The 26,642-nt window shown below is 67.1% G+C and carries 31 protein-coding genes and 1 pseudogene; 30 read left to right on the top strand and 2 right to left on the bottom strand.

The features are described from left to right. Positions 1–27 precede the first annotated feature (27 nt). The 4 genes and pseudogenes from snpA to ABT238_RS29465 all read left to right on the top strand — a co-directional run bounded on the left by snpA (position 28) and on the right by ABT238_RS29465 (position 4,051). Positions 28–657 carry a snapalysin gene (gene snpA / locus ABT238_RS29480; protein WP_350800135.1) on the top strand — a complete coding sequence of 210 codons (630 nt, stop codon included), beginning with the start codon at positions 28–30 and terminating at the stop codon, positions 655–657. A gap of 236 nt (positions 658–893) precedes the next feature. Beyond that, positions 894–1,550: a pentapeptide repeat-containing protein gene (locus ABT238_RS29475; protein WP_350570273.1), complete on the top strand. Its 657-nt coding sequence runs from the start codon at positions 894–896 to the stop codon at positions 1,548–1,550. A gap of 234 nt (positions 1,551–1,784) precedes the next feature. Further along, positions 1,785–2,216: pseudogene (locus ABT238_RS29470) on the top strand (alkaline phosphatase family protein); the annotation flags it as partial. 68 nt (positions 2,217–2,284) lie between these two features. Beyond that, the gene (locus tag ABT238_RS29465; protein ID WP_350800124.1) at positions 2,285–4,051 is read left to right on the top strand and encodes a recombinase family protein; all 1,767 of its coding nucleotides are present in this window, start codon (positions 2,285–2,287) and stop codon (positions 4,049–4,051) included. Between the two features lie 416 nt (positions 4,052–4,467). Here the strand turns inward: ABT238_RS29465 and ABT238_RS29460 are convergent, their stop codons facing one another. Next, complete coding sequence (locus ABT238_RS29460) at positions 4,468–4,770, bottom strand: hypothetical protein (protein ID WP_350800118.1); 303 nt, start codon at positions 4,768–4,770, stop codon at positions 4,468–4,470. Here ABT238_RS29460 and ABT238_RS29455 point away from each other — a divergent pair. Next, entirely contained in the window at positions 4,769–5,143 is a 375-nt protein-coding gene (locus tag ABT238_RS29455) for an HNH endonuclease (RefSeq protein ID WP_350800115.1), read from the top strand. The genes ABT238_RS29460 and ABT238_RS29455 overlap by 2 nt on opposite strands. Then, positions 5,133–5,552 carry a hypothetical protein gene (locus ABT238_RS29450; protein ID WP_350800099.1) on the top strand — a complete coding sequence of 140 codons (420 nt, stop codon included), beginning with the start codon at positions 5,133–5,135 and terminating at the stop codon, positions 5,550–5,552. Before ABT238_RS29455 ends, ABT238_RS29450 begins: the two co-directional genes overlap by 11 nt. On the opposite strand, the gene ABT238_RS29445 is transcribed toward ABT238_RS29450, so the two are convergent. Continuing rightward, the gene (locus ABT238_RS29445) at positions 5,549–5,983 is read right to left on the bottom strand and encodes a DUF3307 domain-containing protein (protein WP_350800095.1); all 435 of its coding nucleotides are present in this window, start codon (positions 5,981–5,983) and stop codon (positions 5,549–5,551) included. The two genes, ABT238_RS29450 and ABT238_RS29445, sit on opposite strands and share 4 nt — an antisense overlap. Before the next feature lie 665 nt (positions 5,984–6,648). On the opposite strand from ABT238_RS29445, the gene ABT238_RS29440 reads away from it, so the two are divergent. The 24 genes from ABT238_RS29440 to ABT238_RS29325 all read left to right on the top strand — a co-directional run. Then, positions 6,649–7,125: a P27 family phage terminase small subunit gene (locus ABT238_RS29440; RefSeq protein ID WP_350800461.1), complete on the top strand. Its 477-nt coding sequence runs from the start codon at positions 6,649–6,651 to the stop codon at positions 7,123–7,125. After that, positions 7,100–8,803: a terminase large subunit gene (locus tag ABT238_RS29435; protein ID WP_350800087.1), complete on the top strand. Its 1,704-nt coding sequence runs from the start codon at positions 7,100–7,102 to the stop codon at positions 8,801–8,803. The genes ABT238_RS29440 and ABT238_RS29435 overlap by 26 nt, the downstream gene beginning before the upstream one ends. A gap of 75 nt (positions 8,804–8,878) precedes the next feature. After that, a complete protein-coding gene (locus ABT238_RS29430; RefSeq protein ID WP_350800074.1) occupies positions 8,879–10,300 on the top strand; it encodes a phage portal protein in 1,422 nt (473 codons plus the stop codon). A 122-nt stretch (positions 10,301–10,422) separates the two neighbouring features. After that, a complete protein-coding gene (locus tag ABT238_RS29425; RefSeq protein ID WP_350800056.1) occupies positions 10,423–11,274 on the top strand; it encodes a VG15 protein in 852 nt (283 codons plus the stop codon). Positions 11,275–11,285: 11 nt separating this feature from the next. Continuing rightward, entirely contained in the window at positions 11,286–11,879 is a 594-nt protein-coding gene (locus tag ABT238_RS29420; RefSeq protein WP_350800048.1) for a hypothetical protein, read from the top strand. Between the two features lie 78 nt (positions 11,880–11,957). Continuing rightward, positions 11,958–12,902 carry a major capsid protein gene (locus ABT238_RS29415; RefSeq protein ID WP_350800042.1) on the top strand — a complete coding sequence of 315 codons (945 nt, stop codon included), beginning with the start codon at positions 11,958–11,960 and terminating at the stop codon, positions 12,900–12,902. A gap of 192 nt (positions 12,903–13,094) precedes the next feature. Further along, complete coding sequence (locus tag ABT238_RS29410; protein WP_350800033.1) at positions 13,095–13,637, top strand: hypothetical protein; 543 nt, start codon at positions 13,095–13,097, stop codon at positions 13,635–13,637. Beyond that, the gene (locus ABT238_RS29405; protein ID WP_350800026.1) at positions 13,634–13,975 is read left to right on the top strand and encodes a hypothetical protein; all 342 of its coding nucleotides are present in this window, start codon (positions 13,634–13,636) and stop codon (positions 13,973–13,975) included. The genes ABT238_RS29410 and ABT238_RS29405 overlap by 4 nt, the downstream gene beginning before the upstream one ends. Further along, positions 13,972–14,238 (top strand): hypothetical protein, encoded by a 267-nt coding sequence (locus ABT238_RS29400; protein WP_350800020.1) that lies wholly within the window; start codon positions 13,972–13,974, stop codon positions 14,236–14,238. Before ABT238_RS29405 ends, ABT238_RS29400 begins: the two co-directional genes overlap by 4 nt. 13 nt (positions 14,239–14,251) lie before the next feature. Continuing rightward, positions 14,252–14,665 carry a hypothetical protein gene (locus tag ABT238_RS29395; RefSeq protein ID WP_350800454.1) on the top strand — a complete coding sequence of 138 codons (414 nt, stop codon included), beginning with the start codon at positions 14,252–14,254 and terminating at the stop codon, positions 14,663–14,665. Continuing rightward, positions 14,662–15,225: a phage tail tube protein gene (locus tag ABT238_RS29390; RefSeq protein ID WP_350800014.1), complete on the top strand. Its 564-nt coding sequence runs from the start codon at positions 14,662–14,664 to the stop codon at positions 15,223–15,225. The genes ABT238_RS29395 and ABT238_RS29390 overlap by 4 nt, the downstream gene beginning before the upstream one ends. A 53-nt stretch (positions 15,226–15,278) precedes the next feature. Next, a complete protein-coding gene (locus tag ABT238_RS29385; protein WP_350800009.1) occupies positions 15,279–15,590 on the top strand; it encodes a hypothetical protein in 312 nt (103 codons plus the stop codon). Positions 15,591–15,978: 388 nt separating this feature from the next. Next, positions 15,979–18,402 (top strand): phage tail tape measure protein, encoded by a 2,424-nt coding sequence (locus ABT238_RS29380; protein WP_350800004.1) that lies wholly within the window; start codon positions 15,979–15,981, stop codon positions 18,400–18,402. 36 nt (positions 18,403–18,438) lie between these two features. After that, positions 18,439–19,254 (top strand): phage distal tail protein, encoded by an 816-nt coding sequence (locus ABT238_RS29375; protein ID WP_350799994.1) that lies wholly within the window; start codon positions 18,439–18,441, stop codon positions 19,252–19,254. 13 nt (positions 19,255–19,267) lie between these two features. Then, on the top strand, positions 19,268–20,365 hold the full coding sequence (locus ABT238_RS29370; RefSeq protein WP_350799985.1) for a hypothetical protein: 1,098 nt from the start codon (positions 19,268–19,270) through the stop codon (positions 20,363–20,365). 10 nt (positions 20,366–20,375) lie between these two features. Next, the gene (locus ABT238_RS29365) at positions 20,376–21,476 is read left to right on the top strand and encodes a phage tail family protein (protein WP_350799978.1); all 1,101 of its coding nucleotides are present in this window, start codon (positions 20,376–20,378) and stop codon (positions 21,474–21,476) included. Between the two features lie 497 nt (positions 21,477–21,973). Continuing rightward, positions 21,974–22,249 carry a hypothetical protein gene (locus ABT238_RS29360; RefSeq protein WP_350799972.1) on the top strand — a complete coding sequence of 92 codons (276 nt, stop codon included), beginning with the start codon at positions 21,974–21,976 and terminating at the stop codon, positions 22,247–22,249. A 10-nt stretch (positions 22,250–22,259) separates the two neighbouring features. Continuing rightward, entirely contained in the window at positions 22,260–22,478 is a 219-nt protein-coding gene (locus tag ABT238_RS29355; RefSeq protein ID WP_350799965.1) for a hypothetical protein, read from the top strand. Between the two features lie 87 nt (positions 22,479–22,565). Continuing rightward, entirely contained in the window at positions 22,566–23,336 is a 771-nt protein-coding gene (locus tag ABT238_RS29350; RefSeq protein WP_350799959.1) for a peptidoglycan-binding protein, read from the top strand. Between the two features lie 95 nt (positions 23,337–23,431). Beyond that, a complete protein-coding gene (locus ABT238_RS29345; RefSeq protein WP_350799941.1) occupies positions 23,432–23,689 on the top strand; it encodes a hypothetical protein in 258 nt (85 codons plus the stop codon). After that, on the top strand, positions 23,686–24,270 hold the full coding sequence (locus ABT238_RS29340) for a deoxynucleotide monophosphate kinase family protein (RefSeq protein ID WP_350799931.1): 585 nt from the start codon (positions 23,686–23,688) through the stop codon (positions 24,268–24,270). Before ABT238_RS29345 ends, ABT238_RS29340 begins: the two co-directional genes overlap by 4 nt. Before the next feature lie 127 nt (positions 24,271–24,397). Beyond that, positions 24,398–25,237: a hypothetical protein gene (locus ABT238_RS29335; RefSeq protein WP_350799924.1), complete on the top strand. Its 840-nt coding sequence runs from the start codon at positions 24,398–24,400 to the stop codon at positions 25,235–25,237. Positions 25,238–25,326: 89 nt separating this feature from the next. Further along, positions 25,327–26,016: a recombination directionality factor gene (locus ABT238_RS29330; protein ID WP_350799914.1), complete on the top strand. Its 690-nt coding sequence runs from the start codon at positions 25,327–25,329 to the stop codon at positions 26,014–26,016. Positions 26,017–26,070: 54 nt separating this feature from the next. Then, a partial coding sequence (locus ABT238_RS29325) for a DNA cytosine methyltransferase (protein ID WP_350799905.1) occupies positions 26,071–26,642 on the top strand: 572 nt, incomplete at its 3' end.

The raw sequence follows: 26,642 nt of genomic DNA, 5'->3' as shown, positions 1-26,642 counted from the left end.
CTCGACCCGTGACGGGAGCCCCCCCACATGAACCGTGTCTCGCGCACCTTCTCCGCCGCCGTCGGCCTGGCGCTCGCCGCCGGCCTGGCCGCCCTGCCGACCACCGCCTCCGCCGCGCCGGCCCAGGGCTACACGCCGTCCGCCTCCACCTACGCCGGCTCGGCCGCCGAGGACGCCAACAACCAGGCGTTCTTCGAGGCCGTGATGAAGTCCGCGCGGGCCAAGCAGGCCGCCAACCCCTTCCTGCTGGCCGTCACCGTGACCTACGACGCCAGCAGCGCGCCCACGTTCCGCAACCAGATAGCCCAGAGCGCGCAGATCTGGAACGGCTCGGTCACCAACGTGCAGCTGCGGTCCGGTACGGCCGCCGACTTCCGCTACTACGAGGGCAACGACTCCCGCGGCTCCTACGCCAGCACCGACGGCCACGGCCGCGGCTACATCTTCCTCGACTACGCGCAGAACCGGCAGTACAACTCGGTGCGCGTCACGGCCCACGAGACCGGCCACGTGCTCGGCCTGCCGGACCACTACTCGGGCCCGTGCAGCGAGCTGATGTCCGGCGGCGGCCCCGGCACCTCCTGCACCAACGCGTACCCGAACACCACCGAGCGCAGCCGGGTCAACACCCTCTGGCGGAACGGCCTGGCCGGCTGATCCTCCCGCACCGCAGTGGACGGCCCGGTCGCCGGAACCCCGGCGACCGGGCCGCCCCGCATGCGTTCCCGCCCCTCGCGGCGCACCCGAGCAGGGCCGGCGGTGCGCGCCCCACCGTGTCACCGCCGCGCCCGCTCGCGCCGCGACCCCGCCCCGGCGCCTCGGGCCGGTTGTCGGTGCCCCGTGCGAGCATGCGGACCAGGACCCGTCCGCCGCCGACCGCGAGGTGCCCCGCCATGCCCCAGCACGTCCCCGACCGCCTCGAAGACCTGCCCTACGCGGACCACCTGACCCCGCACACCGGGCCGCTGCGCAGCGACGCGCGCTACGACACCGTCCACTTCGACGGCGGCGAGCACACCGACCGGTCGGCGGCCGGCGCGACCTTCCTGGAGTGCGCCCTCACCGGCGTCTCGCTGAGCGGCGTCAAGCTCCGCCAGGCCCGGTTCAACGAGGTCTGGGTGCAGGCCGGCCGATGGGTGGCCTGCGACCTCGCCGACAGTGAGTGGCAGGACAGCGCCGTCACCGGCGGTGTCCTGGCCGGCATCACCGCCCACGGCTCGGCGCTGCGCCGGGTGGTGTTCCGCGGCTGCAAGCTGGAGGCGGTCAACCTGCGCGCCGCCGTGCTGCGCGACGTCGTCTTCGAGGACTGCCTGCTGCGCGACGTCGACTTCGGCGACGCGCGGCTCACCGACGTCACCTTCCCCGGCTCCACCCTGGAGGAGGTCCGGCTGCGCGGCGCCACCCTCGGCAAGGTCGACCTGCGCGGAGCCGCCGCCCTCGGCCTGCCCGACGGACACCAGGGCCTGCGCGGCGCCCTGATCAGCCCCACCCAACTCTTCGAGCTGGCCCCGCAGTTCGCCCAGGCCCTGGGGATCACGGTGCGGGCCTGAGCGGGCGACTCCGCCGTGACAGAGGCTTTGAACGCGTTCACATGAGGAGGTCGGGAGGTTCCGGTCCCGACCCGCGTTCAGCTTCCGGTCGTTCGGTGACGGAAGGGAGAACAGTCCGCCAATCCTGGCGCCCGCACCTGGTGGGGTGGTTCGGGGCGGGTGGAGGATGCTGCGCGATCGAGTGGGCCCCGACTTGTGTGCACAACATCGCCAGTGAAGGGACGGACCGGGCTGATGGCCGAGTTGAGTCGTAGGAAGTTCGTGAGCCTGTCCGGCGCCGCCGCCGCGGGTCTGGCCGTGACCGGTGCCGGGAGCGCCGGCGCCGGGACGCCGGCCGCCGCGCAGGCCCCCGCCGCGGTCCCCGCGTCGGCCACCGCGCCGTCGGCGGCGCCGTCGCGGACCGGCACCCTCGCCGACGCGCGGCACATCGTGATCCTGATGCAGGAGAACCGCAGCTTCGACCACTACTTCGGCATGCTGCGCGGCGTGCGCGGCTTCGCCGACCGCTCCGCCATCCAGATCGCCGGGGGCTACTCCGTCTTCAACCAGCCCAACGGCCTGCTGGCCCGCCAGTACCCGTGGCAGTTCAGTCTCACCAAGCCGGCCGGCGGAGCCGACCCGGAGCGCCTGGCCCAGTGCAACGGCGATCTCAGCCACGGCTGGTCGCGCTTCGCGTAGCACTGGGCATGTGTGGCCTCCCCACCAAGGTAGACAACCGGTGAGGAGTGAGCCCCATGGCCCCAAAGAAGATCAGCGGAACGGAGACCGCGCCGACCACGCCCTACGACGGGTGCGGGATGTGCCTAGTGGGCGTCCGTCGGCTGTCCCGAGTGAAGCGGCACACCAACAGCCCCGAGAAGCAAATGGGGCAGATTCTCAAGTCCGTCGTAGCGGTAGGCGGGCACATCATCGCGTGGGCTGATGACTGGGAGGTGAGCGGGGCGACCGACCCGTTCACCCGGCCCTCCCTCGGCCCGTGGCTGCGTGGAGAACGGGGCCCGTTCGACGGCCTCGCCGCCGCCGCAGTGGATCGTGTCGGCCGAGACGTGTACGAGGGCTTGCGCCTCGCAAAGCTGAACACGGCCGAGGGCCGGATACTGATCACGGCCGACCACGCTGGGGTGTGGGACCTCACGGACATTGCGCAAGAGATGGACTTCACGTTCAAGCTCTTCGCTGCACAGATGGAACACCGGCAGACCAAGAAGCGAGTGCAGGACGAAACGGCCCGTGCCGTCGAAGCCGGACAGGTGAACAGCAAGCCCTCTTACGGGTACCGGAACGTCCGGGACAAGACCGGAAAGATCACCGGCCGCGAGTTCGAACCCGGCGCGCAGACCAGCATTCAGGAAGTCGCCCGGCGGATTCTCGCGGACACAACGGGCAAGGTCACCGGGTACACCGAAGCCGCACGGCTGACCAGGGCAGGCGTGTTGAGCCCGGATGACTGGCGCGCGGTGCTGTACGGCCGTGAACCGCAGGGCAAGCCGTGGAAGGGTGACAGCCTAAAAAAGATCCTCATCTCTGAAAACGCGCTCGGCTTCCGCATGTACAAGGGACGGCCCTTGATCGGCGAAGACGGACGCCCGATCCGGATCGGGCCCGAGCTGTGGAACCGGGCCACACACGAAGCGCTCAAGGCGAAGCTGGCCCCCACGCGGGTGGTCGACGCGTCCAAGCGCGTCCCGAGGGCACCGAGCGGTGCCCTCACGTGCTCGGGACGGATCACCTGCGGAAACTGCAACGAGCCAATCAAACGAAACGGGTGTGTGAACACGGCGAAGGGTCGACACCCGGCGTTCCGGTGCGAGGCGCGGGCGGCCGGCATCCCAACGGCACAGCACTGCAAGCCGGCTCCGGCGATCGGGGTCCCGGACCTTGAGTCTCGGGTTGAACGTTGGTTCCTGGAGCGGTACGGCTCCGCTCAGATCATGATCAAGGTCTTCGACCCCGGCACCGGGTACGCGAACCAGATTGCCGAGCTAAAGGCTGCCAAGGTCCGCCTACAGGCTGACCGGGATGCCAACCTCTATGAGGACCCCGATGACGCAGAGTGGTTCCAGACTCGCTACCGGCAGATCACCGAGGACATTGCCGCGCTCCGTAAGAAGCCCGAGCGGTCCGCCGGGTGGCACATCGTGCCGAGCGGGAAGACGGTCGCACAGGAGTGGGCAGCGTCGGACGGGCCCGCCCGTCGGGAGATGTTGGATGAACATGGCGTCAAGGTCACGCTGTACCCCGTGTGGGGACGGGGGCGGGCAGGGCGAGTGATCATCACAGCCGAGGTAGCCCATGACCCCGCGGCCGAGGTCACCGGAGCGGTCGACGGCGATCCCGCGCGCCCCGAGGCCGGGCACCAGGCCGAGGCGCCAACAGTAGGCCGGACAACTGTCCGCCTCGGCAAGTCGGCTGCGGCGGTCACCGGGGCCTACCAGGCCGAGGCTGTCGCCCTGTCCGACCATGCGCCCGAGGGGGTGTCGAAGCCCGTCCGGGCGGCGTAGCGGCCCTGTCAGCGCCCGAGGTGGTGACGGGTGACGCTGGAGACGCTGAAATCAGGTTTTCTCTACACAGCGGGCTTATAGAGAAGAACCGAAATCTGCCTCACCAACGTCACCTCACCACCCGCGGGTCATCTCTGGCCTCCCCTACAGAGTGAGGGAAGTTCGAGAAGCAGGCGCCGACGGCGCAGGTCATCTCTGGCCTCCCCTACTAAGTGAGGCCGGGACTACCGCGCACCCCACCGACGGGAACCGGCGGACCGAGTTCCCGTGCCTCTCTTGCTGCTCTGCTCGTGCACCACGCATCCTCTCGGGGGTGGCCGCCGGAGTCGTGAGGCAGAGCGCGGGGACCGCACCGCCCGTAGTAACCCGTTCGCCAGGGCGAGCCGAACCGGGGTGCGGTCCCCTTGTCTGCGGGGCTATTCGCCAGGCCGCAGTGCCTCGCGTACCTTATCCAGCCCGGCGGCGCGGATCAGAGGAGCGGTGCCGACTCGGCGCGTGGCCCCGAGGGTGATCACGTCGACCGGATACGTGCCGTCGGCGGCTCGGCGGCGTCCAACATCCGCGGGCAGCCCGAGGATCGCCGATGCGGTGTTCAGGCTGACAGTCGGCGGCAGTTCGTAATTCGGGGCCGTGCCGGTGCCGTCGCCCCGGACGGTGATCACCAGGTCGTCGAGCGGGTCGACACCGGGGCGGATCTCGGGCCTCTCGTTGTCTGTCATGAGTTCAAGTTACCTACCCATGGGGGCCGTTGTGCGCTGTACTGACTGTTCGGACGTGGCGACCCATCGAGGCCGCTGCGCAACGCACCACGGCGCGTTTGAGGCGCGTCCGGCGGTTCGGTCCCGTCGGAGCCGCGCTCGCCGGCGGGCGGCCCGGTTTGATGCCGCGGCGAGGCTGCGGGCCCGGATCGACGTCCGGGGTACGGGCTGGTGCGCCTGGTGCGGCGAGGACTTCCCCGCTGCGGATGTGGATGTCGATCACGTGCGTCCGCTCTCGCAGGGCGGCGAAGACGTTGACCGCAATGTGCACGTGCTGTGCCGTGGGTGCCACACGCTGAAAACCGAGGCCGAGGCGGTGCGCGATGCTGCATGACGAAACGGCCGCCTCGGAGCGGCTGCGCGTCTTCTGGGAGGCTGCGTTGGCCGAGCCGTGCGGCGGACTGCCGAACCTGGACACTCTGCGGTACTTGACTGACGAGGCGTACGCGGAGCTGGTTCCGGCCGCACCGGTTCCTGCGGTGCCGTTCCAGCGCTACATGCTGGGGCCTGAGGAGGTTCACGTTCACGGCCCTGCCGACTCGGAGCGGCTGAGGGCTGTGCTGGCTGCGGTCGACACTGCTGCGGCCCGATCCGGCACCGTGCTGGAGTTCAGCACCGCCGACACGACTAGTGTCGAAGCGATGCATCCGACCCGTGACTACCTGCGGCCGGTCGAGGCTCGGCGCTACGCGGTGTGGGCGGAAGCCCTCTCGGTAGTCGCCAGTCATGCGGAATCTGACTAGACCAGGGCAACCAACAACGCGGAGCACCAGAGGCACAGCACGTGCCACCCCTGGTCGACCGTGTACCGGCCGAAGGGCTGGTCAGCGAACGAGGTGGAGCCGGTGCGGACCATCCACTTGCGGATCGGCCAGCGTCGGTCAAGGAATCCGTGTGTGAGTGCGGAGAATCCGACTCCAGCCACGCAGCCGGCGAGGCCCACCCGCAGGTCGAGCGCGACCACCGCGGCGGCGAGCATCACGACCATTACGGCGTGGTAGCTCACCAGGTGACCGCACAGGGCCCGCCAGGACGCCGCATTCGTCGTGGTGCTGTCTGCCTCGGGGCGGCCCTTGTGTGCCGCCTGGCGGTCCGTCTGCGCGCAGTGATCGGCCCACTGATGGCTCACCAGCAGTGTGCCCAGGACAGCGGCGAACGTGGCTGCGGTGTACATGATCGACCCTTCTGCCGTGGTGGTGGGTGCGCCAGCGTGCCCGAGGTTGGTCCTGCGTTTTGTGCTGCATGAGCAGAACACTCTTAGCGGGATGTGGTATCGCGCGCGGTGGAAGTGCCGGGATCCACGAACGTTCCGCCTCTTCCCGGGTCTGTTGAGGAGGTGCCCCTGTGCCCAAGCGACCCCGTCCCCCGTGCTCGATCCCTGGGTGCCCCGAGTTGACTGCCCGTGGGGGGCGCTGCCCCAAGCACCAGGCCGAGGCGGACGCACAGCGAGGCACGCCGGGCGGAAGCGCGTACGGCCCTCGCTGGCCCCGCATTCGTCGGGCTTACCTCTACGCCCATCCGTGGTGCGTGCTGTGTGCTCGCGTCGCCGTGGTCGCCGACCACTTCCCGGAGTCGCGTCGGTCGCTGGTCGCCCGAGGCGTACCCGATCCGGACGCGTGGTCGCTTCTTCGTCCGCTGTGTACGCAGTGTCACAGCCGCGAGACGGCCGTTCATCAGCCCGGAGGTTGGGCGAGTGAGCGCGTTAAGCCTGTCCGAGGCCCTGACCTGCGGTGACACCCCAGGGGGGTGACTCCCTCCCGGTGCCATAAGGCGCGGCAGGGAGGGAAAAAACTCCGATGGCTAATACAACCATTCTTGTGAGGGTAGCCTAGCGTGTCCATGCCAGGGCGGAAGCCGAAGCCGCACATTGCCGCCGTTCGAGAGGGAACCTACCGCCCCGACCGCCACACCGAGGGCGCCCGCTTCGCCCCCGTCGACCCGATCGAACCTGACTGGGCCGAGCTACTGCCCGGCGACCAGGCCGAGCCCGTACGTGCCCACGCTGCGGCTGTCTGGGCTCGGGTCGTCCCGGCCCTGGTGGTGTCCGCCGGCCTGGTCGACTCACAGCGCGAAGTGGCCGTGGAGTACTGCATTACGGCGGCCCGAATCGCCGAGGGCGAGCGGGAGTTGAGCCGTACGGGCCTGGTGGTCGAGACCGAGCGAGGCAATGTGAAATCGCCGTGGGTGACCATCCTCGGCCAGTACCGATCACACCTGCGGGCGCTGGTGGGAGAGCTTGGGCTTTCGCCCGCCTCGGCCACCAGGATTACCCCGCCGGAGCACGGGGGCGATGATGACGGAGATATCTTCGACTGACGCCCTGCCGGTTCCGCTCGAAGCGCTGCGCGAACTCGGGCTTTCCGAGGACGACATAGCCGAGGCTCTGAAATCTCGCCCGCTTGTCGTCGCCAACCAGCAGCACCAGCAACCAGGCGCGTACTACTCCGTAGAGGCTGCCCGCCGCGCTATCCGTGCTATCGAGAGTATGAAGCACACTAAGGGCCGATGGGGCGGAACGAAACTCAAACTCGCCCCGTGGCAAATCGTGTGGATCATCGCGCCCGTCTTCGGGTGGCTGTGGTACGACCCGGAGATAGGCCGGGCGGTCCGAGCTACCCGAACGGTGTGGATCGAAGTACCGCGTAAGGCGGGCAAGAGCACGCTTAGTTCCGGTATCGGCCTGGTGCTGCTGCTGGCGGATCGTGAGATCGGCGCCGAGGTCTACGCGGCAGCCGGCTCGCTCCCGCAGGCGGAAAGGGTCTTTGACGACGCTAAGCGGATGGCCCTTACGAGTAAGGCAATCCGAGGGCGCGTCGAAGTTCTGCGCGGCGTAATCCGCGTTCCCCGAACCGGCGGTGTCTTCCGGGCCCTTTCCAAAATCGCCGAGACGGCCCACGGTCTGAATGTCTCCGGTGCGCTGGTGGACGAAGTCCACGTGCATAAGCGGCGCGATCTGGTCGACGCTATCGAGACCGGTACCGGTGCCCGGGATCAGCCATTGGTGGTATTTATTACCACGGCTGACGAGGGAACCGAAGGCAGCATTTATGATGAGAAACACACATACACTCGCCGGGTCGCCGACGGGGTTGTAAAAGACCCCGGTCACTACGGCGTCATCTGGGCCGCGGAACCGGGTGACGATCCTTTCTCCGAGGCTACTTGGCGGAAGGCTAACCCGGGCCTCGGGGTATCGCCGAGCCTGGCATACATGCGCCGCGAGGCAGCTAAGGCAAAGTCAACCCCATCATATTTTCCGACGTTCTGCCGGCTGTCGCTCAACATGCGAATGCGAAATTCCACACGGTGGCTTCCGCTAACGCTGTGGGACCAGAACGACGGGGCAGTGGATGAGAAATCCTTTCGCTACCGTAGGGCGTGGGGCGGGGCTGATCTGTCGGCGGTCTCGGACTTGTCGGCATGGGTGCTGGTGGTGGAGTCCCGGAAGCCCGGCGTAGAACTGGAGATCATTCCGCGCTTTTGGCTGCCAGAGGAACGCCTAGCCGAGCTAGAACAGCAACTCATGGTCCCTCTTGGCGAGTGGGTAAATAGCGGGCTGCTGACGTTGACCGAGGGCGACGCGATTGACTATGGCGCTATCGAGCGGCAGATCATCGAGGATTGCAGACGGCTTGACGTACAGCGCGTGAGCTACGACCGGATGTTTGCCGGCCATCTGGTGCAGCGGGTCGAGCAGAAAACCCGCGGTGTCGACGTAGTGCCGATCGCACAGACCTACCTAGGAATGAGCCCGGGCTCTAAGGAGCTGGAGCGGCTACTACGCGAAGGGCAGATCCATCACGGCGGGAACCCGGTCCTGCGCTGGCATGCAAGTGTGGTCGAGGTCTACCGAGACGGCAACGACAACATGCGTCCAGTCAAGCCGGACCGTGATAAGTCGTCGGCCCGTATCGACGGCATTGCAGCCCTTGTGATGGCCCTTGACGGCTACGTGCGTCGACCGCTTAAGAAGGCTCGCGCAGCGAGCGCATAGCGCCCTTCGGCGCATTCAATCCAGCCCCGTCCGGGCGTACTCGGGCGGGGCTTTTTCATGCCCGAGGGGGTGCGTGTGGCCGAATCGCCGCTACAGATGACTACCCGCCTGCGGCGCAAGCTTGAGAAACGCAAGATCAAGGCTCAGCTTTGGGGCGACTACTACGACGGGCGACACCCGCTCAAGTTCGCAAGTCCCGAGTTCCGCGCGCAGACTGGCGGCTTGTTCGACGGCTTCTCGGATAACTGGTGCTCGGTCGTCCCTAACGCCATGATCGAGCGAATGAGCCCGATGGGCTTCCGACTCGAAGACGGCACGGTCGATAAGGCAGCCGGCCGAGCGTGGAAGATGAGTGAATGCGATGTTGAGATCGGTCTCTCAATGCTTGAGAGCCTGGTCTCTGCCCGCTGCTACGCGCTGGTATGGAAGCCCGACGGCGTCACCACAGAAATAACCTTCGAGCCCGAGGCACAGGCCATCGTGGAGTACGTCCCGGGCCGTCGACGGGTTCGCGCCGCGGGGCTCAAGGTCTGGCGGGACGGGGATACCGAGTTCGCAACGCTGTTTCTGCCGGACATGGTGTACCGCTATCAGCGGCACGTGAACGGCGGCGAATGGACGGACCGAACCTCGGGGCTGCTGCGGTCCGAATCCGCGCACTTCCGGAACCCGCTCGGGCTGGTGCCGCTGGTCGAGATTCCGAACCGGACTCGGCTACTCGCGCCGCCGGTCTCCGAGATTCACAACGTCATCCCATTGCAGAATGCCGTCAATGCACTGTGGGCTCACGTTCTCACCGCTGCGGATTCCGTTGCCCTGCCCGCCCGTGCCGTGCTCGGGATGGACCGTCCGGTAAGGGAGATCCTTGACCCGGAGACGGGCGAAGTCGTCGGCGAGGAAGACGAACCGATTGCCAAGTTTCGAAGTGACCGGCTGCTCTGGCTGGAGAAGCCCGGGGCAAGCATCGCCGAATTCTCGGCCGCTCCGCTCTCGGGGTTCATCGAGCTTATCCGCGAGCTGGTCGACCACATCGCCGCGCAGACGCGCACCCCAGGTCATTACCTGGTGGGTCGGCTGATCAATGTTGGCGTTGACGGGCTCGCGCAGAACGAAGCCGGACTAGTTGCTAAGGTCCGCGAGAGGCACCGCTATACCGGTGCTGCTCTGCGCGAGATCATGAGGATTGAAGCCCTCGCGGCCGGCGAACCGAAGCGAGCGGAAGCGCTCCGCCTCGGTGACGTGATCTGGAGAGATCCGCAATTCCGATCTGACGCGCAGTACGCGGACGCCTTGACGAAGCTCAAGAGCATCAATGTTCCGGATGAGGCACTGTGGGAGCGAATCCCCGGCGTGACTCCGGAGGAAATCGCGCGGTGGAAAACGATGCGCGACGACCAGGCCGCGGCAATCCTCGGCGGCAACCTTGCCGGAATGTTCGGCCCTAAGCCGGACCCTGCCGAGGAACCCGGCGCGGAGCCGATCCCCGAGGCCGCGTGATGGTCGACAGTGCCACTTTGGCGGACGTTCGGTACCGAGAGGTACAGATGATTTCCCGGGGCGTTGTCGAGGCCGTACAGGGGATTTGGCGGGGCGTCACACCGGACCGGATCCTCGCTGCGATGCAAGGCGAGGAGGGGGCCGCAATCCTCCGCGCGGTGGTTGCGGGTCAACTCTCAGTGGCCGAGGGCGCGCAGAGCTTCGTCACCGCGGCGATGCTGGCGCAAGGGGCAATGGCGGCTCCGCTCGGCGTGCTCGATCCCGGCGGCCTGGCGGGCATGGCGATGGACGGGCGCCCACTCGCGACCATGCTCTATGTGCCGGCCATCACCAGCGCGCGCGCCCTGGCAGTCGGCGAGACAGCAGAGGTTGCTGCCGCGCGGGGCCTCGCACAGATGGCGCTTCTCGTAAGTACGACGGTGACCGACACCGCCAGGGCGGCGACTTCGGTAGCCATGACCGCGCACCCTCGCTGTCAGGGATACGTGCGAGTGGTCCACGCTCCGGCGTGCGCACGGTGCGTCGTGCTCGCCGGTCGCCAGTACAGCCATTCAACGGGGTTCGCCCGGCATCCGAAATGTGACTGCGGCATGGAACCGCTTGCCGACACCACGAAGCGCCAACCCGTCGACCCTAAGGGCCTGTTCGACCGGATGACCCCGGAGCAGCGGCGCAGGGCGTTTGGGGGTGCGGCCGTTACGGCGATAGAGAACGGTGCCGATGTGGCGTCGGTGGTGAACGCGCGCCGGGGGATGCAGACGGTCACCACTACCCGGGGAACGGTGTCGATCACCTCGGAGTCGACCACGCGGCGTGGGCTCGGTGGCCGGAACCTCGGCGACGCGCAGCGGGTCGACGGAAGCCGATACGCCCGCCGTACCGAGACGCGCATGATGCCGGAGGAGATCTTCCGGCGCGCGAAGACCCGAGACCAGCAAGTCAACTTGCTTCGCAAGCACGGATACATCTTCTAAGGGGGAGCACCATGCCTAACGATCCGAACCCGAACCCGAACCCGAACCCGAACCCGACCGGTCCGGCTGGCGACCCGAACCCGGCTGATCAGGACCCGGCGAAGACCGGCGGCAACCCGGCCCCTAAGGGCGACCAGGACCCGAAGTCCGGCGATCAGGGCGCCGCGCTTGCCGCTGCGGAGTCCGCCCGCGAGGCTGCCGAGAAGCGTGCCACCGAGGCCGAGGCCGAGGCCGCCCGACTCCGCCGTTCGAACGCTGCGACCAAGGGCACCGACCTTGACGCGATCAAGGCCGAGATCCGGCAGGAGTTCGCCGCCGAGCTGGTGCGGGCCGAGGTGCGCGCGGCTGCCGCTGGACGGCTCCGCGACCCGGCCGACGCCCTCGCCCTGGTCGACCTGTCCGCCCTCGCCGGCCAGAACGGCACGGTGGACCAGGCGGCCGTAACTGCCGCTCTGGACAAGCTCATTGAGTCCAAGCCCTACCTTGCGGCCGACAGCGGCGACGCCTCGAAGTGGGGCGACGTGGGCGCCGGTCCGCGTACGTCCGCCGAGGCCGAGCCCGCGAGCCCGTACGAGCGTCTGCGCCGGGTCCAGCGCAGCAACTAGCAAGCACACTCGACCAGTTGGGGCACCGCTTGGCGAGCGAGGCCCCTTTTTCATGCCCAAAATCAGGGGGAAATCTAAATGGCTCTTACCCTTGCCGAGGCTGCGAAGCTGAGCAAGACCGACCTTCAGCGCGGCGTGGTCGAGACTTTCGTTCAGGAGTCTCCAATTCTCGACCGCCTGCCCCTCATGACCATTGAGGGAAACGCCTACGCATACAATCTTGAGGCGACGCTTCCGGGCGTGGAGTTCCGCGCCGTAAACGACAGCTACAGCGAGTCGACCGGTACCGTCAACCAGAAGACCGAGAGTCTGGTAATCCTCGGTGGTGACGCCGACGTGGACACCTTCATTGCGAAGACCCGTGGCGACCTGAACGATCAGCGAGCCATTCAGGAAACGCTCAAGGTCAAGGCTGCGAGCTACAAGTTTCAGGATGCGTTCTTCAACGGTGACGTTACCGTGGACCCCAAGGGATTCGACGGTCTGCGAAAGCGTCTCACCGGAGCGCAGGTTATTTCCGCGGGCACCAACGGACTCGGTCCGATTCTCGGCGGTCACGACTTCTTCGACGCGCTTGACGCACTGATTGCACAGGTCCCGGGCCTGAACGGGTCGAACGGCGCCCTGTACGCCAACCGTAAGATCATCGCCCGTATCGCTTCCTCGGCTCGCCGGCTCGGCGGTTACGAGATGGTGCGCGAGGCCCTTACCGGCAAGATCGTGGCGACCTACAACGGTATTCCGCTACTCGACCCGGGCCAGACCGCCGCGGGCGTCGATATCCTGCCGACCACTGAGACGCAGGGCACCGCCACTGACGCGAGTTCCATTTACGCGGTCAAGTTCGGCCGCTCCGAAGGCGACAAGGCCGTGACCGGCCTCACCAATGGCGGGGTTACCGTTCGGGATCTCGGCGAGCTGGACTCTAAGCCCGCTTACCGGACCCGGATCGAGTTCTTCTGTGGTCTCGCCCTGTTCGGTGGCCAGGCTGCGGCCCGCCTTAACGGCGTGCTCAACAAGTAAGGGGGACGGAATGCCGCCGCGTAAGCGCGCTGCGGCGCCGCTCTCTCGAATTCCGCACGCGGATTCCTGCCCGTCGTCCGTCCGAATCGAGCGCTTTCCGGTGCCCGGTTCGGACGGACCGGCCCGGACCGTCACGCGGTGTCTGGAGTGCGGTGCACAGATCATCACCGACGATCAGCCGAGGGGGACGCCGTGACGAACCTGCCCCCGCTCGCGACCGTCGACCAGCTCTCGGCGTGGATGCAGCGAACTCCGGCCGAGTTGCCCGAGGGTGCCGCCCTGGTGCTCGACGTGGCGAGCCGGATCGTACGCACCGAGGCCCGGTCGGACTTCACCCGCCGCTCGACCACCGCCATGTTCACTCCGCGGGACGGCGTGATCCGCCTGCCGCTGCGGCCGGTTGTCTCGGTCGACGCCGTGACCGTAGCCGGCGGGACGGTTGAGCCCTCGGGCTGGCTGCTGGTCGGTGACCGACTCCGAGTGATGCGGTACCCATACACCCCAGCTCTGGTCACCTACACCTCGGGATACGGCGCAGTACCGGGCGACGTGCTCGCGGTCGTGCTTACCCTCGCGGCCCGGATCATCAACAACCCCCAGGACTTGCGGCAGGAAGCCGTGGGCGGGGTGAGCGTCACTTATGCCTCGGAGACCATCGGGGCCAGCCTCGCCGAGATCGAGCGCGACCAGCTCGCCCGCTATCGGCGCCGGGTCGCCGTGGTGGATCTCGAATGACGCTCCGCTACCGGCAGACCGTAGTAACTCACCGCGCGCCGTTCGTGGTTGACCGCTATGGCAACACCACCGCGGAGCGCGACTGGTCCCGGGCGATCAGTACGACTGTGCCTCGGGTCGAAGTCGTGCCGCAGGAGTCGACCGAGGCCGTTGGTGATCGGCCCGTGGTCGTCACCGGGTGGCGACTGATCACCCGCCACGGAAACGACGTCGACCTACAGCCGGGGGATCGGGTGACCGCCCTCGGCCGGCTGTTGGAGGTCGACGGCGAGCCCGCCCGGTACCAGCTCGGCGGGCACCACCACACCGAAGTGCGGCTCATGGAGGTGGTCGGATGACCGGGTTGAAGAAGTTCAGGCCCAACAAACTCGGGATCCGCAGCCTTATGAAGCTGCCCGAGGTAGGCAGCGAACTCGCCCGTATCGCGCGTCGTATTGCTGCCTCGGCGGGCGCGGGCGGCGGTATCTACAAGACCGACCAGGAAACGGGTCGGATCCGAATCCGAAGCGCAGTCATGGGAAATTACGACTTCGAGAACTCGGGCGGGCGCGAGGGTTCCCGGCGGGATCTGCTCCGCGGGCTGGACGGCGCCGATGACTAGGCCCGTGATCCTGATGCCGGATGCGGTTGCCGTGGTGACTGGGTACCTGCGGCAGGCACTTGCCGTCGTCGGGCACCCTGTGCTGGTTGTCTCCCGAGTTCCCTCGGTCCGCCCGCCGGAGTTCGTCCGGGTCGAGCGGGTCGGGGGCACCAGGGCGACGGTCGTTTCTGACCGGCCCCGGCTCGATATCCACGCATGGGCCGAGAGCGAATCCGCGGCGCACGATCTTGCCGCCCTGGCGCGCGCGCTGCTCGACTCGATCCCGGGCGTCCGAGACGAAGTCACGGTGTATCGGCTTACCGAGGTCGGTGGGCTCATGTGGATGCCCGACGACGAGTCCGGGAAGCCCCGCTATGCCTTTGCTGTCGAAATCCACATGCGGGGCCGGGTGCTTCCCGCGATGAATCTTCTCAAGGGGGATGAATGACGCTCAACGCAAATCAGGTGCGCGTGGCCATCACCGGCGCCGCGTACACCGCACCGAAGGGATCGACCGCGCCGACCGACGCAACGTCGCCATGGCCGGATGGTGCGGTCGATATCGGTTGGATCAGTGATGACGGAATCACCGAGTCCAACTCTGCCGACGTTACCGAGATCAAGGCTTGGCAGGGCGGGGCTACGGTCCGAAAGGTCGTCAGTTCCTCGGAAATGACGTTCAAGTTCACTGCTATCGAGACTTCCAGGACGACCCTTGAGCTGTACCACAAGGGGTCGAAGGTCACGGGCACCAGCGGTAAGGCGGTGCTTGCCGTCAAGGCGCCGGGGCCGGATCGCCGGCTGTTTGGGTTCGATGTTATCGACGGGGCCTCGCACATCCGAATCGTAGTCCCCGACGGCGAAGTGACCGAGGTCGGAGACCTGGTTTACAAGGGGGACGAAGCCCTGGCCTACGAACTCACCATCACGGCATACCCGGCTGCCGACGGCACGGTGTGCGTGAAGTTCTCCGACGACCCCGCGTGGCTGTCATCCCCGGAGCCGTAAGCCTTTTTGCCCCTGCCGCAGAAACGTTCCTGCAAGATTGTGAGGTAGCCCCCTTGAGTGATGCTTTCGATCTCAATGCGTGGATGGCCGAAGCCGCCCGCGAGCCCTTCCGCTTCCTACTGGACGGGAAGACCTTCGTCCTCCCAGCAGCCGGCGATCTGGATAAGTCCATACTGGCCGCGGTGAACGTCGACAACCCGTCCGCCACCGATATCATCGCGCTGCTACAGGCTGGCCTCGGCGACCAGTGGGTGGAATTTGACGCGCTCCCCGTGCCACTCTCGGCGGTCGGTGAGCTGTTCCGGCGCTGGCAGCACCACCAGGGCGTGACGCCGGGGGAATCCGAGGTCTCGCCGAGTTCCTGACCGAGCACGGCGAGGCGATAGAAGCCGATTTCCAGAGGTACTACGGGACCGATATTCGGGACCTCTGGCGGCCCGGGTCCGGGCTGACGTGGCGCCGCCTCAGGGCGCTTATCACGGGCCTGCCGCCGGATTCCGCATTGGCCCGATCACTGGCCGGCCCCGACGCCGGGTGGACGCTCGAAACCCAGCTACTCGCGGCCGTTCACGACCGGCTTTCCGAGGCGAATTGGCAGCGCGGCAACGCTGGGAGCAAGAGCCCGAGCCGGCGACCCGACCCGATTCCCCGCCCTGGCGTCAAGGCGGCTGGTCGGATCGGTACGACTAAGCGCAGCCCGCAGGAAGTCGCCGCGTATCTGTCGCGATTCCAGCCGGCCGCCGGGGGTGGCTGATGGCTGTTGAAGTCGGAATGGGCTATCTCAGCATCGTTCCCGAAGTCGAAGGGTTCGGCCGAGAGCTAGAGCAGCAGGTCACAGGGCCTACGGCGCAGGCTGGCGATGCCGCGGGACAGGCAGGCGGCGCGGCGGCCGGCGAGGGCTTCACGGGAAAGCTTGGCGGCTTTCTCAAGGGATCTCTGCTGACGGTCGGCCTGGCAGCCGCGGCAGTCCTAGTAAAGGGATTCTCCGATGCTCTTGATCAGGGCGCTATCAACGGCAAGATCCAAGCTTCTCTAGGAAATACGCCCGAGGAAGCATCCCGGTACGGTAAAGCTGCCGGACAGCTTTATGCGCACGGTGTCACAGAGAATGTCGAGGAGGCCGCACAGGCGATATCCGGGGTGATGCGGTCAGGCATCCTTCCCCCGGAAGCAACCAATGCACAAATTGAGTCCATCACTCAAAAGGTGACGGACCTTTCCAGCACTTTTGAGCTGGACCTAGGCCAGACCAGTAACGCGGTCGGCCAAATGCTCAAAAACGGTTTGGCCAAAGACGGCACAGAAGCCCTAGACATTCTCACCAGGGGAATGCAAGTCATGGGCCCTCGGGCCGATGACATGGCCGATACCTTCAACGAATACAGTACCAAGTTTCGTGATCTAGGCCTTTCTGCCACTGATGCCATGGGGCTCATGTCTCAGGGTATGCAGGCGGGTGCGCGCGACACCGACACGGTCGCCGACGCGCTCAAGGAATTTCAGATCCGGGCCACCGACGGGTCAAAGTCCAGCGCCGAGGCCTATAAAGCGATCGGCCTTAATGCCGAGGAGATGACCCGCAAAATTGCTGCGGGCGGTCCTGGTGCGCGCGAGGGCCTACAACAGGTACTTGACGGCCTCAAGGCAATAAAGGATCCAGCCGAAAAGTCGGCTGCATCCGTCGGGCTTTTCGGTACGAAGAGCGAGGATTTGGGACAGGCGCTCTACGCGCTTGACACAAATACCGCAGTCAAGGCCCTGGGTGACACCGCGGGCGCTGCCGAGAAAATGGGCACAGCGCTGCACGACAACGCGGGTGCAAAGATCGAGGCGTTCAAGCGGGGGCTTGAGGTCGGGCTGACGAATTTCATCGGAGACCGTGTGCTTCCGGTGCTGGAGAGGTTCGCCAGCTTTGTGGGAACCGCCCTGGGCCCGCCGCTACAGGCCGCCTCGGATTCGGTCCGGCTTTTTATCGGGGCGTTCACGGGCGAGGGTGCGGATGTCAACCTGCCTACGGCGTGGATCAACCCGATCATCACGGCGGGCGCCACGGTCCGGACGGTCTTCGACTCCGCCGTTGGCGGTGTCCAAGGGTTTGCAGCCGCGTTCACTGCGGGCGGGTCCGCCGTACAGGCGTCAGGCTTTGCCGGCGCGCTGGAGCGGGCCGGACTGGTGGCGCGCACTGTCTGGGAAGTGATCTCGGGGTTCCTCGTTCCGACGCTGCTGGAACTGTGGAGCACTGCCGCCGGGGCCGTGATTCCGGTCGTAACCCGGCTCGCGTCGATTCTTACCGGCACCGTCTGGCCGGCTGCCATGTCGGTCTACCAGGCGATATCCGAGAACTTGCGGCCGATTTTTGCGGCGCTGTCAGAGTTCGTTTCTCAGCGAGTTGTCCCTGCCTTTCAGTCGGTTAGTGGAAAGCTTTCTGAGTTCGTAGACAAAGCACAGCCTGTGATCTCGGTCGTATCATCTGTCTTGTCCTGGCTTGGCCGCCTGGCGGCCGACATCTTGGGAACCACGATCCCGGTGCTGGTTCGTCTGGCAGGCCCCGTGTTCTCCGGGATTTTCTCGGCGGTAGGCCTGGCGATCGACTGGATAGGAAGCCTGATCGGTTTTTTTGGTCGCTTTGCTACTTCTGTTCGAGATGCGGGCCGCCCGGTGACCGAGTTCGTGTCGAACTCGATCGGAAAGTTGGGCGAGTTCGTCACCTGGGTCGGTGGCATCGGGATAAAAGTGATGGATTCGATAGGTAATCTTCGCAGCCTTTTGTCCGAGAAAGGCAAAGATGTCGCGCGCGGCCTGCTTGACGGAATCCAGTCCATGGGATCCTGGCTGACCGATCAGCTCAAATCGTGGGCTCTGAAGATCATTCCGGGGCCTATCGCGTCCGCGCTGGGGATCAGCTCGCCCTCCCGCGTGATGGCGGCCCGTGTCGGTCGCTGGATCCCTGCGGGCATCGCCGAGGGCGTCGACCAGGGCGAGCCCGAGTTGACCGCGCGACTCCGGGCCCTGGTGACCGTCCCGGCCGTTCGAGTGCCCGTCCCGGTGCTGGCCCCGGCCGGCTCCGCGGCGACCAGCTCGGCGGGGCCGTCGGTCACGGTCAACGCCCGCACCGAGGCGAACCCGTACGACATCGCGCGACAGGTGGCGTGGCAACTGCGAATGGGGGTGGTGTAGTTGGCGGCTCCGACCTACGCCGCGGAGCCATGGACGATGGAACTCGGCGGGGTTCTGCTCGGCGGGGCCTCGGCCGTGGTCCTGCACGAACCGGACGGCATTCTCGACAGCCCGGACCTGCGGACCGTACGCACAACCCGGATCGGCCGGGACGGCATGCGGCTCGGGGACGACCGGCTCGGCGGGCGCAGCATCACGCTGCGGATGACCGTGCTGGACAGCCCGGAGACCCGGGCCCGTCTGCTGGCGGTGCTCCGGCCCAACGCTGACACGGTGCTGCGATTCGCCGTGCCGGGGGTGGCTGGCGGTGCGGCCCGCGCAGCCGTGCGGGTCGGCGAACGTGGCACTCCGCTGGACGCACTGCACATCGCGGGTGCCGTCCGGATTGATGTGGAGTTGCAGGCGGCTGATCCGTACCTCTATGCGGACCAGGTGTCGACCGGGGAAGTCCGGCCGGATCCGCCGCGCGGCTGGGGCCGCCTGTTTCCTCTCCGGTTTCCGTTCCGGTTCGTCCGTCCTACGGGTGACTCGGCTGCGGCGGACCTGGTGGTGCGCGGGACAGAGGACGTCTGGCCCGTGATCACGCTTCCGGGACCGCTCGCCCACCCGGTGATCACCAACCGGGCGGGTGAGCGGCTGGTGATCGATCTGGACATCCCGGCCGGCGAATCGCTGGTGGTCGACACAGGGGCGCGCACGGTGCGGCTGAATGGCGCTGACCGCTACGGGTCGCGAGCCCCGGAGTCAGTGTGGTTCCCCCTGCGGCCGGGAGCGAACCGGTGGGTGGTCAACGACATGTCCGGGTCGAACGCCGTTGTGGCATACGTGAGTTGGCGTGACGCATGGCTGTGAAAAGGGGGGAACTATGGCAGGACTGCGGGCGCCGATCTGGCTGCCCAAAGGCGAGTATGACGCGATCGACGCACGGGGATCGCTGGCGGACCTGCGGGGCGTAAACGTCGGGGTTATGCCGGGGGCGGACGGGCGCGGGTTCGCCGTGACCGCCGTCTCGGGCAGCTCGGCGCGCGTGGCTGTCGCTGGCGGGCGAGCGTGGATCCCGGTCACACGGTCCGGAGTCCGGGTGGAGCGGCATGCCGCGCTGGTCGAGTTGCCCACTCCCGGCGTCGAGTTCCCGTTGGCGCCGTCATCGCCGACCGGTGACCGAACAGACCTCATCGTGACCCGCCTGGCCGCAGACACCGACGCAACCCCGTTCGCCGAGGTGCCGCTGAGTGGCTACGTGCCCGGCACGCTGGCGGCGGGATGGGCGGTGGACGTCGTACAGGGCATCGAGGGCGGCGCGGTGCCCCCAGTCCCGTTCGACTCCTACCTACTGCTGGCCCGGGTGCGGGTGCGACGCGGGGCAACGTCGCTGACTGCCGCGGACATCGAAGACATGCGGTGGTCGGGGCAGGGGGATCCCACCGTGCTGGCTCCACTGCGGACCGCGCCGGGACAGAGCGTCAGCGCGGCAGCGTCGTCGACATCCCGCGGCGGACTGGTCTACGCCACCGACGAAGACCGGATGTATGTGCGTACGGCCTCGGACGTCCGGCCGCTCACCTACCGGCCGAGCCTGATGCCCACGGCCACCGGCAAGGGAAGCACTGGGTGGTGGTCTGCCGACTTCCCCGACGGTGGTGACGGGCGCATGCTCTGGTGGGAGGGCCCCGCCGTCCCGTACGCCCGAATCGGCACGCTGGCCTATCAGATGCGCTGGGCCAGCCCGGGCGGTGGCCGGCTCGGCTGGACGTCCGTCTGGATCCGCTCGGCCGGGGTGATGCAGTACGAATCGCCTCGGGTCTACTCCGACGGAGCAGGTGTCCATCAGGGCGTTGCGCACGTGACCGTACCCGCCGGACAGCCGCTTTCCGTCGTGGCCTATCTCTACGGTCAGGGCGGCTGGGCCCAGTTCGACTCATGGCAGAGCGACGGCGGTCTGTTGCTACTCCCCGCTGAGTGAGGGGTGGCAGGTGGCGCAGTACCGAGTTCTGTTCGTTGAGTTCGCTACGGGCGGCGTCTGGGGCGAGCTGCCAGTGTCCGAGGTGCGGTGCACGTCGGTGGCGAGCGGTGTTGGAGCAGCGACCCTGGTCACTGATCTGGTGTCGTTTCCGTGGTCGGTGCTCACGCCGTGGCGGACGCTGCTGTATGTCCAGCGCGGGCAACAGGTCATCTGGGGCGGCCCGCTGCTGGGGTTCGCCGTCGATCTGGAGTCCGGCCGGGTAACCCTGTCGGCGGTCGGACTGTGGGAGTACTACCGGCGCCGACAGATCACCAGGACGGTCACGTTCACACAGCTTGACCAGGGCCTTATAGCGCGTCGGCTGGTCGAGGACTACGCGGACGGCACCGGGTCGATCCCGTGGAACACGGGCCCCGCTGCGCTGCGGTGGGACGGCTCCGAGGTCACGGGGGTGCCGCGGGACCGCACGTATTACGCCCATGAGCGCAAGGGTGTCGGCCAGGCGGTTGAAGCCCTCGGCGCGGTGGCCGACGGCTTCGGGTTCCGGATCGACTACGGGTGGCTCGGTGGGCGGATCACCAACACCGTGCACCTCTACCCGCCCGGGGGCGAGCCCACGGACGTCGTACTCGAACACGGGGCAACCGCAACAATTCCGAGCCTGACGGTGGACGGCGCAGCCATGGCAACCGAGGCCGCGGTGACCGGATCCGGCGACGCGGAGACCCAACTGGTGCGCTGGTGGTACAACCTGCCCGCCGAGACCGATCCGAGCCGGCGAATCCCTCGGCTGTCCGTGGTGGAGTCGCACCAGGACGTCACCGTGCCGGACACGCTCACCGGCTACGCCCGCCGGCTGATTTCCGCGGGGGCGGCAGCCGTGACCATCCCCGCCGTCCGGCTTCATCCGGACACCTATCCCGGTCCCGGTGACCTGCGGGTGGGACACCAGGCGCAGGTACGCGCCGCTGTTGCGGGTCACGTCCTGGTCGACGGCACCTACATGGCTGCCGAAGTCGAGATCAAGGCGGACGGAACGGGCGAGGAGACGACTGTACGCATGGTGCCAGAGGAGGCCTTTGCCGATGTGGGGACCCCAGCAACTCCATAGCCTGGCGGCAGAGTTCGCCAACTTGCGGCGCCGGATCGAAGTCCTGGAGCGTACGCCGCGCACCGTACGCGATGATCCACTGTCGATGGCCCCGGCTGACTGGTCCGGCGGACCTACGTGGCGTGCGCTTGCGCAGATCGACACCAGCGGAATCACGCACCCGGTGATCCGGGCGGACCTGCGGACCACGGTGACCGGAACAGGTTCGGTGGAGCTAAGGCTGTTCGACGTCGACACCGGCCGGACGACCGGCACAGCCGCGCTCACCGCGGGGCAGAGCTGGTGCCGCGTCGAGTGGAGGCACGGACTCGACGGCGCCCGCGGACCTTGGCGCCGAGTCCTGGTGCAGGCCCGGATTGCCTCGGGCGCGCCCGCCCTGGCGGTCATGCTCGGACTCGCAACGGGAGTGCCGCCGAGCACCGCACCCGCAGCCACCCCGGCCGGGGCATGGACGACGCCGCCCGCCCCTGCCGGCTACTAGACAGAGGGGAGAGCACATGCCCGATGGGCACGCGTATGACCTGTCGATCATCGTCCCGCCCGAGGACGTCCGAGCGGTCGTCACGTACGTGACGGGCCGGGACCCGGGGCCGCCGGACGCTGCGGCCGTCGCACGGGCAGGCGAGGAGCTGACGCGGGCTGCCGAAGCCGCCGTGGTCGCCTTGCTCCGCCGATGCGTTGACTACCGGCCGCTCGGCGCGAGCGTGACCGTGCGCCGTGAGGAGGTGGACCCGAATGCCCGTATCCCACTCCCCGGAGCCGACCCCGCCTGATGCCCTCGGCGTGGTGTCGATCGGCGCTCGCGAAATCTACGACGAAGTCATCGGCCTACGGGCCGAGGTGCGCAGCATCGGTCAGCAGGCCGAGGGGGTGCGGGCCGAGCTGGACGACCACGAATCACGGCTCCGCAGTCTGGAGTCATGGCGGTACGCGCTGCCGGTCGCCGCACTGAGTGGGGTAGGTGGCGCCCTGGTGGCCATCGTTCAGGCGGTCGCCAAGTAGCGCGGAACAGAAGCGAGTTCAGTACATCCGAGCCCCGTCCGGGCCGAACCGGGTGGGGCTCTTGCATGCCAACGACAGGGGGAAACAGTGCAGTTCGTCTCTCGCGCCGAGTGGGGCGCACGTCCACCGCGTAACGGCCACCCGGCGGTGCTTGCCAACCGGGGCGTCAAGGTTCATTACCTGGGCACCAGGTACAGCACGGGCGACCACAGCACGTGCGCGCCGTACATGCGCAAGCTTCAGCGAGACCATATGGACGGCAATGGCTGGGCCGACTTCGCCTACAACCTGGGTGTCTGTGAGCACGGGTTCGTGTTCGAGGGGCGCGGGCGCAACGCGCAGAACTCGGCAAACGGGAATACGGCGCTCAACAGGGATCACTTCGCTGTGCTGGCGTTCGTCGGCGACAGCGGCCACACCAGCCCGACCGCCGACCAGATCAACGGCATCCGCGACGCCATTGCCTACCTGCGGGCCCACGGCGCGGGCCGGGAGATCCGCGGACACCGGGACGGCTACGCAACCGACTGTCCCGGCGTGCCGCTGTACTTGCTGGTGCAGTCCGGCGAGCTGGAGCCGGCCGCCGACTCGGGAAACCCCCCGTCTGGCGGGTTCGTCCCGTTCCCGGGCGCCGCGTGGTTCCGGAACGCCCCCCGCTCGCCGATCATCACCGCCATGGGCCGTCGGCTGGTGGCCGAGGGGTGCTCGGCCTATTCGTCCGGCCCCGGCCCTCAGTGGACCGAGGCCGACCGGAAGTCGTACGCGCTGTGGCAGCGCAAGCGAGGGTTCTTCGGCTCGGACGCGGATGGCTGGCCCGGTAAGACCACGTGGGATGCGCTCCGCGTGCCCGCCGCCTGATCACGCAGCGTCGCAGCCGAGTGTCCAACATGCGCCGGTAACCGGATCTGCAGCTGCTCAACTCATCTACACACAGTTACTACAGAGGAGAAGCCATGTCTTTCGCGAAGTCCAACCCCGCCCGCCTGTACGCCGTGTTTGTCGCCGCGCTCGCCCTGGTCGCGCATTACGTGCCGTCCCTGCCGGTTGCCCTGGTACTCGCCCTGGCGGCGGCTGTTCTCGGCGTCGGCGAGACCGTGCAGCGGGTCGAGGACCGGAAGACGGCCGAGGCCCTGGCGCAGCCGGCTCCGGCCGAGGATGACGGCCAGGCGGACGCGCAGCTCGCCCTCCCGTTCGAGGTGGATGGCGAGTGACGTACAGGCATGTGGCGCTGCTCGGCAAGGCACGCGCCGGTAAGGATGCCATCGGGGCCCGACTCGCACAGCGGTATGCGTTCGTCCGGGTGGCGTTCGCCGACCCTTTGCGGGAACTTGCGCTCGACCTAGACCCGATAGTGGCGACCGAGCCGACCGACTACGGCCCCATGCCCCTCCGACTGTCCGACCTGGTGGCAGGCCACGGGTGGGATGTCGCCAAGGGGGCGTACCCCGAGGTGCGGAGGTGTCTTCAGCGGCTCGGCACCGCGGTACGCATGCACGACCCGGACTACTGGCTGCGCATCGCGCTGGAGCGGGTGACGGTCGCCGAGCGCTGGAGCATCCCAGTAGTGATCACGGACGTGCGGCACGCCAACGAACTCCAAACCCTGCGCGAGCGCGGCGCCCTGGTGGTCCGGGTTGTCCGGCCCGGTGTCGATGGGCTCGCCGGCCCCGAGGCCGAGCACATCACGGAAACGGCACTGGATCAGGTCGAGGCCGACGTGACCGTGATCAACTCCGGCTCGCTCGCCGACCTTCACCAGCGGGTCGACACGCTCGCCGTCTGGCAGGACTGACAGCGGGGTGACGGGTGACGCTGGAGACGGTGAATCTGGGTTCTTTCTCGACGGGGAGCACATAGAAGAACCTGGTTTTCGCCTCACCAGCGTCACCCCGCCACCCCCCAACACCGAGGGGGAATACATGGCCGGACGCATCCGGACCATTCAGCGCGGGGGCTCACGGTGGTACGTGAACTCAGAGACCGCGATCAAATACCCGGGCGTGACCTCGGTCATTGCCATGCTTCCTAAGCCGTTTTTGGTCCATTGGGCGGCCCGCATGGCTGCCGAGACAGCGGTGACCAGCCTTGCCGCCGTACAGTCGATCGCCGAGCGGGACCCCGAGGGCGCGATCGACTACGTTCGAAACGCTCACCTGCGGTACACGAAGGCCAGGGCGAAGCTGGGCAGCGATGCGCACGACCTTTTCGAGCGCATGGCGCGAGGCGAGTTCGTCGGCCGGGTACACCCCGACCTAGAGCCCTACAAGGCCGGTTTCGCCGACTTCCTCAAGGCCGTTAACCCCGAGCTGGTGCGCGCCGAAGATATCGCCTGGTCGAGCACTCACGAGTACGCCGGATCGTTTGACGCGATCCTCCGTGTCTGGCTCGACGCCGAGGGCAAGCCGACTCCGGACCGAAGCGGCGTTCCGCACCTTCTTATTGTCGACTGGAAGACTTCGAAGTCGACTTACCCGGACGTGGCTTTGCAGATGGCTGCCTACTCGCACGCCGATCTCATCATCTCCCCGGACGGCACCGCCGAGCCCATGCCGACTTTTGACGGCGGGGCCGTGCTGCACATCACCGGAGAGGACTGGAGTTTCAAGCCGGTCCGCACCGACGACGAGATTCTCACCGTGTTCCTCACGCTGCGGCGCGTTTTTGACTGGGACCGCGAGACCAGCCGGACCGTGCTTGGCCGAGCTATCGCCAAGTCGGCTCGCCGGCTGGTGACCGGCACGGAGCGGCGAGCCCGATAGACCATTCTGCAGGACGCAATTTCAGGGGCAGGCCAATCGGGCCGCGCCCCTTTTTTCTCGCCCAAAATCAGGGGGATATCAGTATGGCTATGCGCATCTTCGAGACCGACCCGGACGCGAAGCCGCGGGCGACGTTCAGCGATGACACCGTGGGCCGCTTCCACTCCGGGAAGTCGGTCGACAACCTTCCCGTCGCCCTTGACGAGTGGCGGGTGTCGACTGGTGACCCCGAGGTGGCCGAGGCTATCGCGCAGCTCCTCGGCGGAACCCCGGAGGAGACCGACACCGACAAGGAAAATTTCATTATCGTCGACACCGACGCCGCTAAGGTGCGCGTCATCATCGACGGCGCCGCGGCGATTTCCTCGGACCTCAAGCTCTGGAACGGCTCGGCTCTTATCCATCACTGCGACGGCGTCGATTTCCTGAGCCCCGAGGAAGATAAGGGAAAGCCTTGCCGGTGCCCGGAGTTGATGGTTGACCGCAAGGCGGCTGCCAAGGCCAAGCGCGGCCCCTCGCCGTCCGTCTCCGTTACTTTCCGGCTCGCCGATGACCCGGATCTCGGAACTTTCAAGTTCGTGACCGGTTCATGGAAGCTCGCCGAAGTGCTGTACGAGGTGGAAAACGCGCTCGACCGAATCGGCACCGAAGCCCTGTGCTCGCTGGAGCTGGAGCGCGTGGAGTACACCACTAAGCGAGGCCGGGACGTTTCCTATGTCAAGCCGGTAATCCGGGTTCTCAAGAGCTGGAACGACGCTCTCGCGGACCCGAAGAACTAGGCCGGCTGGGGCCCCGAGGCAGTTCCTCGGGGCCCCTTCTGGGAGGGGATCTGAATGCCAATCCTTGAGCTGTGCGCCGGGGTCGGCGCCCTCGGCGTAGTGGCCGAGCACATCATGTCTGACCAGGTGCGATACGTCGCAGAGACCGACCCGGGCGCCTGTGCGGTGCTCGCCGAGCGGTACCCCGACGCGCCGAACCTCGGCGATGTCACACAGATCGACTGGACCTCGCTAATCGGCAAGGTCGACGTAATCACGTCCGGTTTCCCGTGCCAGGGAATCAGCAACGCCGGACACCGAAAGGGGCTGGAGGATGAGCGTTCGGGGCTTTGGTACACGGTCCTTGAAGCGATTTGCACACTACGACCCCGAGTCGTCTTCCTGGAAAACGTTTCGGCGATTTCCCGCCGTGGGCTCGCGGAAATCCTCGGAGGGCTTTCCGAGGCAGGGTATGACGCTCGATGGTGTTGCATTCGAGCATCAGATATCGGGGCAGCCCACCACCGGGACCGCTGGTTCTGTGTCGCGGTTCCTAAAGACGCCCACGGCGAATTTGGGAGTGAATGGCGGAGCGCAGCACCCCGAAAAGCGGAAGGGCCGTGCCGCTCCCACTTCTGCGGGGGGGG

It is taken from the genome of Kitasatospora sp. NPDC001527, assembly GCF_040298605.1.
Taxonomy (GTDB): Bacteria; Actinomycetota; Actinomycetes; order Streptomycetales; family Streptomycetaceae; genus Kitasatospora.
This window is presented reverse-complemented; position numbering and strand designations above follow the sequence as displayed.

Excerpts from the sequence above, each read along its gene's own strand:
- snpA (WP_350800135.1), top strand. The coding sequence starts at position 28 with ATGAACCGTGTCTCGCGCACCTTCTCCGCCGCCGTCGGCCTGGCGCTC.
- ABT238_RS29475 (WP_350570273.1), top strand. The coding sequence starts at position 894 with ATGCCCCAGCACGTCCCCGACCGCCTCGAAGACCTGCCCTACGCGGAC.
- ABT238_RS29465 (WP_350800124.1), top strand. The coding sequence starts at position 2,285 with ATGGCCCCAAAGAAGATCAGCGGAACGGAGACCGCGCCGACCACGCCC.
- ABT238_RS29455 (WP_350800115.1), top strand. The coding sequence starts at position 4,769 with ATGAGTTCAAGTTACCTACCCATGGGGGCCGTTGTGCGCTGTACTGAC.
- ABT238_RS29460 (WP_350800118.1), bottom strand. The coding sequence starts at position 4,770 with ATGACAGACAACGAGAGGCCCGAGATCCGCCCCGGTGTCGACCCGCTC.
- ABT238_RS29450 (WP_350800099.1), top strand. The coding sequence starts at position 5,133 with ATGCTGCATGACGAAACGGCCGCCTCGGAGCGGCTGCGCGTCTTCTGG.
- ABT238_RS29445 (WP_350800095.1), bottom strand. The coding sequence starts at position 5,983 with ATGTACACCGCAGCCACGTTCGCCGCTGTCCTGGGCACACTGCTGGTG.
- ABT238_RS29440 (WP_350800461.1), top strand. The coding sequence starts at position 6,649 with ATGCCAGGGCGGAAGCCGAAGCCGCACATTGCCGCCGTTCGAGAGGGA.
- ABT238_RS29435 (WP_350800087.1), top strand. The coding sequence starts at position 7,100 with ATGATGACGGAGATATCTTCGACTGACGCCCTGCCGGTTCCGCTCGAA.
- ABT238_RS29425 (WP_350800056.1), top strand. The coding sequence starts at position 10,423 with ATGCAAGGCGAGGAGGGGGCCGCAATCCTCCGCGCGGTGGTTGCGGGT.
- ABT238_RS29420 (WP_350800048.1), top strand. The coding sequence starts at position 11,286 with ATGCCTAACGATCCGAACCCGAACCCGAACCCGAACCCGAACCCGACC.
- ABT238_RS29415 (WP_350800042.1), top strand. The coding sequence starts at position 11,958 with ATGGCTCTTACCCTTGCCGAGGCTGCGAAGCTGAGCAAGACCGACCTT.
- ABT238_RS29405 (WP_350800026.1), top strand. The coding sequence starts at position 13,634 with ATGACGCTCCGCTACCGGCAGACCGTAGTAACTCACCGCGCGCCGTTC.
- ABT238_RS29400 (WP_350800020.1), top strand. The coding sequence starts at position 13,972 with ATGACCGGGTTGAAGAAGTTCAGGCCCAACAAACTCGGGATCCGCAGC.
- ABT238_RS29395 (WP_350800454.1), top strand. The coding sequence starts at position 14,252 with ATGCCGGATGCGGTTGCCGTGGTGACTGGGTACCTGCGGCAGGCACTT.
- ABT238_RS29390 (WP_350800014.1), top strand. The coding sequence starts at position 14,662 with ATGACGCTCAACGCAAATCAGGTGCGCGTGGCCATCACCGGCGCCGCG.
- ABT238_RS29380 (WP_350800004.1), top strand. The coding sequence starts at position 15,979 with ATGGCTGTTGAAGTCGGAATGGGCTATCTCAGCATCGTTCCCGAAGTC.
- ABT238_RS29375 (WP_350799994.1), top strand. The coding sequence starts at position 18,439 with ATGGAACTCGGCGGGGTTCTGCTCGGCGGGGCCTCGGCCGTGGTCCTG.
- ABT238_RS29370 (WP_350799985.1), top strand. The coding sequence starts at position 19,268 with ATGGCAGGACTGCGGGCGCCGATCTGGCTGCCCAAAGGCGAGTATGAC.
- ABT238_RS29360 (WP_350799972.1), top strand. The coding sequence starts at position 21,974 with ATGCCCGATGGGCACGCGTATGACCTGTCGATCATCGTCCCGCCCGAG.
- ABT238_RS29345 (WP_350799941.1), top strand. The coding sequence starts at position 23,432 with ATGTCTTTCGCGAAGTCCAACCCCGCCCGCCTGTACGCCGTGTTTGTC.
- ABT238_RS29335 (WP_350799924.1), top strand. The coding sequence starts at position 24,398 with ATGGCCGGACGCATCCGGACCATTCAGCGCGGGGGCTCACGGTGGTAC.
- ABT238_RS29330 (WP_350799914.1), top strand. The coding sequence starts at position 25,327 with ATGCGCATCTTCGAGACCGACCCGGACGCGAAGCCGCGGGCGACGTTC.